This window comes from Gordonia sp. (in: high G+C Gram-positive bacteria) (assembly GCF_012515855.1).
Lineage (GTDB): Bacteria > Actinomycetota > Actinomycetes > Mycobacteriales > Mycobacteriaceae > Gordonia.
In genome coordinates, this window is sequence record NZ_JAAYXO010000242.1 from 1 (window position 1) to 8,791 (window position 8,791).

Here is an 8,791-nt window from a genome sequence, read left to right on the forward strand (position 1 = left end):
ATCTGGTCGTACGGCTCGGGCTACGGCGGCAACGCCCTGCTGGGCAAGAAGTGCTACGCGCTCCGTATCGCGTCGGCCATGGCGCACGACGAGGGCTGGCTGGCCGAGCACATGCTCATCCTCAAGCTCACGAGCCCCGAGAACAAGGTCTACTTCGTCGCCGCGGCCTTCCCGTCCGCATGCGGCAAGACCAACCTCGCGATGATCGAGCCGACCCTCGACGGCTGGAAGGCCGAGACCGTCGGTGACGACATCGCCTGGATGCGCTTCGGCGCCGACGGCCGGCTGTACGCGGTGAACCCGGAGAACGGCTTCTTCGGCGTCGCACCGGGCACCAGCTACGACTCGAACCCGACCGCGATGAAGACCATCGATGCGGGCAACACCATCTACACCAACGTGGCGCGCACCGACGACGGCGACATCTGGTGGGAGGGCATCGACGGCGACGCTCCGGCTCACCTGATCGACTGGCACGGCAACGACTGGACCCCGGACTCGGGCACCAAGGCCGCGCACCCCAACTCGCGTTACTGCACCCCGATGTCGCAGTGCCCGACCCTGGCCGCAGAGTGGGACGACCCGCAGGGTGTGCCGATCTCGGCCATCCTGTTCGGTGGACGTCGCAAGACCACCGTCCCGCTGGTGGCGCAGGCCCGCGACTGGGAGCACGCCGTCTTCATGGGCGCCACCGTCGGCTCGGAGCAGACCGCGGCCGCCGAGGGCAAGGTCGGCACCGTCCGTCGCGACCCGATGGCGATGCTGCCGTTCCTCGGCTACCACGTCGGCGACTACTTCCAGCACTGGCTGAACATCGGCCGCAAGGAAGGCGCACAGCTGCCTGCCGTGTTCTACGTGAACTGGTTCCGTCGCGGCGATGACGGCCGCTTCCTGTGGCCCGGATTCGGCGAGAACAGCCGTGTCCTGAAGTGGATGGTCGATCGCATCGAGGGCAACGTCGAAGGCGTCGAGACCCCGATCGGCACCGTCGCAGCACCGGGCGAGATCGACCTCACCGGGCTGGACATCTCCGAGGCGGATCTCGCCGAGGCTCTCGCCGTGAACAACGACGAGTGGCGCGACGAGCTCCCGACGATCGACGAGTGGTTCAACTTCGTCGAAGACGGCAAGGACAAGCTCCCCGCAGAGCTGACGGCACAGCTCGAGAAGCTGCGTTCCAGCCTCGGCTGACACGTACCGACAGTGCGGCCCGACCGGATCTCCGGTCGGGCCGCACTGCTTTCGGCCTCCGGTGAGTGAGGTGGATCGCACGGGGGAAACGGATTTTCCGGGGTCTCCCTGATGCATCGAGGCCCCGCGTCTGACACGGTTGTACGCATGACGCAAACAGCACCGGCAGGCAGGCACGCGGTCATCGCCGCGCGCGCGGACAACGTGGTGAAGACCTACGGCAGCGGCGACACCGTCGTGCACGCCCTCCGCGACGTGTCGATCGGCTTCCGAGGCGGCGAGTTCACCGCGATCATGGGACCGTCCGGATCGGGCAAATCGACCCTCATGCACTGCCTCGCCGGACTGGACACGGTCACCAGCGGCACGGTCCAGATCGGCGACGTCGACCTGCACGGCCTCTCCGACAAGGAGATGACGAAGCTGCGGCGCGACCGCATCGGCTTCGTCTTCCAGGCGTTCAACTTGGTGCCGACGCTGACGGCCGAGGAGAACATCACGCTGCCCCAGGGCATCGCCGGCCGCGAGGTGGACCGCGAGTGGTTCGACACCGTCGTCGACCGACTCGGGATCCGCGACCGACTGTCGCACCGACCCGGTGAGCTCTCCGGCGGGCAACAGCAGCGGGTGGCGTGTGCGCGTGCGCTGGTCGGTCGACCGGAGATCATCTTCGGCGACGAGCCGACCGGCAACCTCGACTCCCGTTCGTCCAGCGAAGTGCTGGAGATTCTGCGTGCGGCCACCGACGAGTTCAACCAGACCGTCGTCATCGTGACCCACGATCCCCGCGCGGCTTCGTACGCCGATCGCGTGGTGTTCCTCGCCGACGGACAGATCGTCCGCGAACTGCAGCGCCCGTCGGCCGACGACGTCTTCGAAGTGATGCGCAATCTCGACGCGAAGCAGCCTGCTCAGCCCACCGAGGCCGATCCTGCGCACGGTGCCGGCGAGGTGAACTGACACATGGCATCGAATGTGATGCGCAAGGTCTCGATGCGGAGCCTTGCCTCCCACAAGCTGCGCCTGGTCCTCACCGTGTTCTCGGTGGTCCTGGGCACCAGCTTCGTCGCCGGTGCGGTCATCTTCACCTCGACAGTCTCGAACGCGTTCAACTCGATCTTCGACAACGTCGCCAAGGGCGTCGCGGTGGAGATCAACGCGGTCGGGGAGGGCCCCGGCGTCCCGGTCGTGATGGTCGACGACCTCCGGAAGAACCAGAAGGAGCTCGGCATCGAGCGCCTCGCGGTCGACAACTCCGGTCCGGTGACCTTGGCCGACGCCTCGGGTCGCGCGATCCAGTCGGGCGGCGCTCCGAGCATCGGGATGAGCTACCTGCCGCCGGATCAGGCCGTCGGTGAGGAGTCGACCATCATCTCCGGGCGGGCACCGGAACGTGCGGGTGAGATCGCGCTGAACTCCGAGGCGGCGTCGAAGGGCGACCTCAAGATCGGCAGCAAGACCAAGCTGGTGGTCGGCGCCGGACTCGCCAAGCCGATGGAGGTCACGGTCGTCGGCATCACCGAGATGCCGTCGTCGAGCGGCGGATTCATCGGCGTGATGTTCGACAAGGACACGGCGGCGAAACTGTTCTCCGACGGCAAGTACGTCGCGACGGTCGGTCTGGCTGCTCGCGCTGGCGTCACCGACGTGCAACTGCGCGACGCGGTCCAGGCGCACCTGGAGGGTGTGCTCAAGGCACAGGACCCGAAGATCGATTTCGACGAGGTCTACCAGGTGCGCACCGGTGACCAGGTCCGCGAGGACGCGAAGGCGAACATCGATCAGTTCCTGACGATCTTCCGCGCCATCCTGCTGGCCTTCGCCGCGATCGGCCTGCTCGTCGGCACCTTCATCATCTACAACACCTTCTCGATGATCGTCGCGCAGCGGAACCGCGAGCTGGCCCTGCTGCGCGCGATCGGTGCGAGCCGCCAGAACGTCTCGCGGTCGGTGCTGCTCGAAGCGCTGATCGTCGGCGTGATCGGCGGCGTCCTCGGACTCGCTCTCGGCATCGGCATCGCCGCGGCGATGGTGGCGTTCACCGAGGCGCAGGGCGTGCCGTCCGATGGGCTCCAGGTGGGGGTGGCGGCGATCGCTGCGGCGGTGTTCGTCGGCATCGTCGTGACCTTGCTCAGCGCGTGGATCCCGGCCCGCCGCGCCTCGCGGATTCCGCCGGTGGAGGCGATGCGGGAGAGCACTGTGGAACCGGGCGCGGGATCGTTGCGTGTCCGAACCCTGGTGGGCGCGATCTTCGGCGTTCTCGGTGTGGTGGCGCTGGTGGTCGGCGGCCTCGGCGAGGGAACCGGCCCGGCGCTGATCGTCGGACTCGGCGCGCTGCTGGCGATCGTCGCGGTGGTCCTCGCGGCACCGATGATCTCCCGCCCGGTGGTCGGTGCGTTCGGCGCGGTCTTCGAGAAGCCGTTCGGCACGGTCGGCAAGCTGGCGCGGACCAACGCGGTCCGCAACCCGCGTCGCACCGCGGCCACCGCGTTCGCCCTGACGCTCGGTCTGATGCTCGTGGTGATCATCGGCACGCTGGGATGGTCGTTCAAGGGCACCGTCGACTCCGCCGTCGACAAGGGGCTGCGCGCTGACTTCGTAGTCACCGGCAACAACAACATGCCGCTGCCGCTGTCGGTGGTCGACTACGTCAAGGACGCACCCGGTGCGGGCGAGGTGGTCGCACAGGCGTACGGCGCCGCGAAGTACGACGGGCGGGACGAGTACCTGAGCTCGCCCTACGGCGGTGCGATCGGCGACGTCGCCGCCATCACGATGATTGAGGGCACCGACGATCTGCCGGGTGACGGCCTGCTGATCAGCAACACCGTCGCGCGCGACAACGGCTGGAAGCTCGGCCAGGAGGTGACTTTCACCAGCACCGGTGGCGAGGAGGTCCCGACCCGGGTGACGGGCGTCTTCGAGGCCAACGAGGCGATCGCCGGGACGATGGTCGGCTGGGAGACGTACGAGCAGTTGATGCCGGTCGCGATGAAGCGGATCAGCGGCCCGGTGCTCGTGGTCGCGAAGCCCGGAGTCTCCACCGAGGAACTGCGGACGCAGCTCGAGGATGCGACGGCCGAGTTCCTCACCGCGCAGGTGCTCGACCGCGATCAGTTCAAGAACAGCATCTCCTCGCAGATCGACCAGATGATGGTGACGCTCTATGCGCTGCTCGGGCTGTCGTTGATCATCGCGGTCCTCGGCATCATCAACACCCTTGCGCTGTCGGTGGTCGAACGGAAGCAGGAGATCGGCATGCTCCGCGCGGTCGGCATGAGCCGCGGACAGGTCCGTCGCACCATCTATCTCGAGTCGACGTACATCGCGGTCTTCGGTGCGCTGCTGGGCACTGTGCTGGGCCTCGCGATCGGCGTGCCGCTGGTGCGTACGCTCGCTCACTGGGGTCTGGAAGGCGTGGTGATCCCGTGGGCCCTGATCGGGGTCACGCTGGTCGGCTCCGCGGTGGTCGGCGTGATCGCGGCCCTGTGGCCTGCCGTGACGGCGGCCCGGACGCGTCCACTCGAGGCGATCACGTCCGAATGACGCCGATTCCGCAGCAGCGATACGGTGGGTGCCATGAGTAGCCCGTCGTCGTCCGGTCGCAGTCGTACCGTGTTGCTCTCGGTGGTCGTCGTGCTCGCGGTGATCGTCCTGGGGCTGGTCGGGTTCCTGGTGTTCGGTGGGGCATCGTCGTCCGACGACGCCTCGCACACCGGCCCGGCCACGACCACCCGGACTACCGCACCGACGTCCGAGACGACGGCGAGCTCGTCCACGTCGTCGCCGACGCGGACCACACCCGCGGTGGCGCCGGGGTCGGTGACCTACCAGCTCACTGGTTCCGGCGAGGTGGTGGGGCTGGCGTACCGCAACGACAGCGGGCGCGTGGTGATCGCCGCGACGGGATCGCCGTGGTCCAACAAGACGACCGCCTCCGACCGCAACGTGGAACTGACCGCCGTGGTGGTCCGCGGCCCGGTCACGTGCACGATTCTCCAGGGCGAGGAACTGATCTCGTCCAGCACCAGCAGTGGCGGGCCCCTGCGCTGTGCCGGAAAGCTGCCCCGCTAGGTTCGAGCCGCTGGTTTCGGGCAGCCAGGCGAACTCCTTCCACCGTTGATCGTTACCCAGAGCGGGTAACGATCAACGGTGGATCTGTCATGCGCCGGTACAGTGGTGCAGGTAATCTGCTATTCAAACGTGTGTTCGCCCACAGTTCCGGAGTTATCCACAGGGCTTGTCCACAGTGGGGATGAATTACACACATGTAATTTCCACAGTGGGGATAGTTCTCGAGGGTGTTCGGTGGATCGAGAATCAACCCCTGACCTCAGTTTTTGCGGAGAACGAGGACGAGGTTGGTGGCCGCCACCTCGCGAATTCCAGGGATGTGAACAACCGGCCACACGAACCTGGGGATATAGCGAGGGACTGCGGCGAGCAATTCAGCGTCGGCTGTGGATCGCGCCCACTGCAGGCCGGCCGCCGCGGTGATGGGGAACAGCGAGACGCCGAACAGATTCTTCGGCAACCGGCCGTGCTTGCGGGTGTACCAGCGCACTGCACGATGGCCGCCCGCGTAGTGGGTCAGGCCCATCTCGTGACCGCCGAACGGACCCCACCACAGTGTGTAGCTCAGGATGATGGTGCCTCCCGGGCGCGTCACGCGGACCATCTCATCGGCCATCGCCCACGGGGTCGGGGTGTGCTCGGCGACGTTCGACGAGTAGCAGACGTCCACGCTCCCGGTTCGGAACGGCAGGTGCTCGCCCTGGGCGCGCACCGCGGTGCGCTGATCGAGCCCCGCTGCCGACATCTCGCCCGCGTCGGGTTCCACCGACAGGTAACGGGCCCCGCGGGCGGTGAACGCGTCGGCGAAGAAGCCGGGGCCGCCGCCGACGTCCAGGATCACCTTGCCGTCGAGGGGATCGGACACCAGGCCCGCCACCATCATCGCGGTGTCGTCGGCCAGCGCAGAGTAGAAGCGCGCGGGGTCCGTCTGCTCGTAGCGGAACTCCCGCAGCAGGTGCACTGCGCGGCGCAGGGTCGCGGTGCGAGCGAACGGGGTGGCGGGCGTGCGGAGACGCGGCATGCAGTCAGGGTCGCATACCCTGGGTCGGGTGAATCCCCCGACCGACGTCCTGCTGCTGTGCTGGCGCGACACCGGCCATCCGCAGGGCGGGGGTAGCGAGCGCTATCTGGAGCGGGTGGGTGCCGAACTCGCCGCCCGCGGGTCGCGCGTGACCCTGTTGACCGCCGGGTATCCGGGTGCGCCGCGCAAGCAGATGCGGGATGGGATGCTGATCCTGCGAGCGGGCGGTCGGCTGAGTGTGTATCCGCGCGCGCTGGGGACCATGCTGGCCGCGCGACTGCATCGCGGCCGGCTCGCGGGTGGCCTGCGCGCGCCCTACCGCCCCGACGTCGTCGTCGACACCCAGAACGGGGTGCCCTTCTTCGCGCGACTCGTCGTCGGTGCGCCGACCGTCGTGCTGGTGCATCACTGTCACCGTGAGCAGTGGCCGGTGGCCGGACCGGTGCTCGCACGGATCGGGTGGTGGATCGAGTCGCGGGTCTCGCCTCGGTTGCACCGCCGCAATCGCTACGTCACCGTTTCGGAGCCGTCGGCGAACGAGCTGGTGGCCCTCGGGGTCGACCGCGCGCGCATCAGCGTGGTCCGCAACGGCATCGACCCGATCCCGGCGGGCATCGAGCCGAGCGAGGCGGGCCCGGGGCTGCGGCTGATCGCGGTGTCACGGCTGGTCCCGCACAAGCAGATCGAGGACGCGCTGGCCGTCCTCGCGGGCCTCGTGGGCGACGGGATCGACGCGCATCTCGATGTGGTGGGCGACGGCTGGTGGGCGGAGCGTCTGCGTGGGCGCACGGCATCGCTCGGCATCGCCGGACGGGTGCGGTTCCACGGCCACGTGAGCGAGCAGTGCAAGCATCGGCTGCTGGCCGCCGCGGACATCCACCTGATGCCGTCGCGCAAGGAGGGGTGGGGGCTTGCGGTGGTGGAGGCCGCGCAGCACGGCGTGCCGACCATCGGCTACCGCAGCTCAGCGGGCCTGGTCGATTCCATCTGCGACGGCCACACCGGACTCCTGGTGGACGACGCCGCCCAGCTGGCCGCCGCGACCGCGGCACTCGGCCGGGACGGTGAGCGTCGACGCATGCTCGGCGAGGCGGCGCGGGCGCGGTTCGCGGATTACTCGTGGTCGCGGACGGCCGACGAGTTCGCGGCTGTGCTCACCGGAGCGATGAGGCGGTAGCTTCTCCGATCAGCTCGGCACCCGTGCCTCGACGATGGTCGGGTGCGCCGCGATGCGGTCGTCGGGCATCAGTGCGTTGAGCAGGAATCCGGTGAGGCGCTCGATCCGCTCGGGGAGGTCCTCGAGGCCGGAGACCGCCTGCGACAGGACTTGGGAGCCGACGAACGCTCCGGTGATGAAGACCGCGGCGTCCTTGGGGGTGATCTCGGGCCGGACATCTCCCTCGTGGATACCGAGCGATACCAGATAGTGCAGGGCTTCGATCCACGCGAGATAGGCGGGAATCGGGGCCTCGCCGGAGTTGAGTTCGATCGTCAGTCGGATGCCTGCGCGGACCACCGGATCGACGGTCAGCAGGCGTCCCATTTCGCGATTCAGCATCGCGATCTGACACATCGCGCACTGGCCCGTCGCGGCGATCGCGGCGACCGCTTCGATTGATGTCGCCTGGAACTGTTCGACGATGATCTTCGCGATCTCGTCCTTGGACTGGAAGTGGAAATAGATTGCGCCGCGGGTCAATCCGGTCTCGCCGACGATGTCGTTGAGGCGGGCGCGTTCGTAGCCGACGCGACTGAAGAGGTGGGCGGCGGCGACGACGATCTGCTGTCGGGTCTGGACGGCTCGCGCCTGCTGCGCCATGTGTCCCCCTTGTGGATGAATTTGCAAGCGTCACTGTGAAAGTGGCAACTACCTGCGGTGATCGACTTGCGAGCGGTTACTCGAGAGTATAGCGTTACATACCGGTGAACCCGTTTTATCGGGAACGGCACTGGAGCTGCACATCGGCTGGGATACGGAGGAACTCCGCCGAAAGGGCCGAGGGGTGCTTCAGGACGAGACCTAGCGAGGTTCGCCGACGCCAGTGCGCGACCCCCGCGCCGTCAATCGCGAGGGTGGCGCACTGGCGTCCGTCTTTCCGGGGTCGATCGCGACCGGAGCCGACGATTCGTCCGTTTCGAGCGCAGGATTCAGCTGTCCCGAACTGTTAAGTGACTAGTCCCGTCAGGGTAAGTTTTTGCCACGGGCCTTTCCTAGCATGAATCCCATCACATCAACGAAAACATGTGGCGCAAGCCTCTCGCTCGGATGTGTCCACGCCCCGCTTCAAGCTCGAAGGAGTCCCCATGCATTTCCACGACGACGCTCTGTTCCCGGAGTTGCAGGACAAGTTGGTCATCACGGCTGCGCCGTATGGTCCGGAGTGGGAGCTTGATGACTTCCGCGAGGATCTGCCGTTGACGATGGAGGAGCACATCCAGCAGGCGGTGGATTGCTACGAGGCCGGCGCGACGGTGCTGCACATCCATGTGCGTGAGGAGGACGGC

Annotated in this window: 8 protein-coding genes; 6 read left to right on the forward strand and 2 right to left on the reverse strand. The window is 67.5% G+C overall.

From position 1 onward, the window contains the following. From GX543_RS17355 to GX543_RS17370, 4 genes are all read left to right on the forward strand, one after another. Positions 1-1,191: phosphoenolpyruvate carboxykinase (GTP) (locus tag GX543_RS17355; protein ID WP_290853728.1), on the forward strand; the 1,191-nt coding region annotated here is incomplete at its 5' end. Positions 1,192-1,338: 147 nt separating this feature from the next. Beyond that, on the forward strand, positions 1,339-2,151 hold the full coding sequence (locus GX543_RS17360) for an ABC transporter ATP-binding protein (protein ID WP_290853729.1): 813 nt from the start codon (positions 1,339-1,341) through the stop codon (positions 2,149-2,151). A 3-nt stretch (positions 2,152-2,154) separates the two neighbouring features. Next, a complete protein-coding gene (locus GX543_RS17365) occupies positions 2,155-4,737 on the forward strand; it encodes an ABC transporter permease (protein WP_290853731.1) in 2,583 nt (860 codons plus the stop codon). 33 nt (positions 4,738-4,770) lie between these two features. Next, positions 4,771-5,265, forward strand: coding sequence for a hypothetical protein (locus GX543_RS17370; RefSeq protein WP_290853732.1), 495 nt, complete (start codon positions 4,771-4,773; stop codon positions 5,263-5,265). Positions 5,266-5,524: 259 nt separating this feature from the next. Here the strand turns inward: GX543_RS17370 and GX543_RS17375 are convergent, their stop codons facing one another. Then, positions 5,525-6,286 (reverse strand): class I SAM-dependent methyltransferase, encoded by a 762-nt coding sequence (locus GX543_RS17375; RefSeq protein WP_290853735.1) that lies wholly within the window; start codon positions 6,284-6,286, stop codon positions 5,525-5,527. 28 nt (positions 6,287-6,314) lie between these two features. On the opposite strand from GX543_RS17375, the gene GX543_RS17380 reads away from it, so the two are divergent. Further along, complete coding sequence (locus GX543_RS17380) at positions 6,315-7,463, forward strand: glycosyltransferase family 4 protein (RefSeq protein WP_290853736.1); 1,149 nt, start codon at positions 6,315-6,317, stop codon at positions 7,461-7,463. A 9-nt stretch (positions 7,464-7,472) separates the two neighbouring features. Here the strand turns inward: GX543_RS17380 and GX543_RS17385 are convergent, their stop codons facing one another. Further along, on the reverse strand, positions 7,473-8,105 hold the full coding sequence (locus GX543_RS17385; RefSeq protein WP_290853738.1) for a ScbR family autoregulator-binding transcription factor: 633 nt from the start codon (positions 8,103-8,105) through the stop codon (positions 7,473-7,475). 485 nt (positions 8,106-8,590) lie between these two features. Between GX543_RS17385 and GX543_RS17390 the strand changes: the two genes are divergently transcribed. Then, the coding region (locus GX543_RS17390; protein ID WP_290853740.1) for a 3-keto-5-aminohexanoate cleavage protein at positions 8,591-8,791 on the forward strand (201 nt) is incomplete at its 3' end.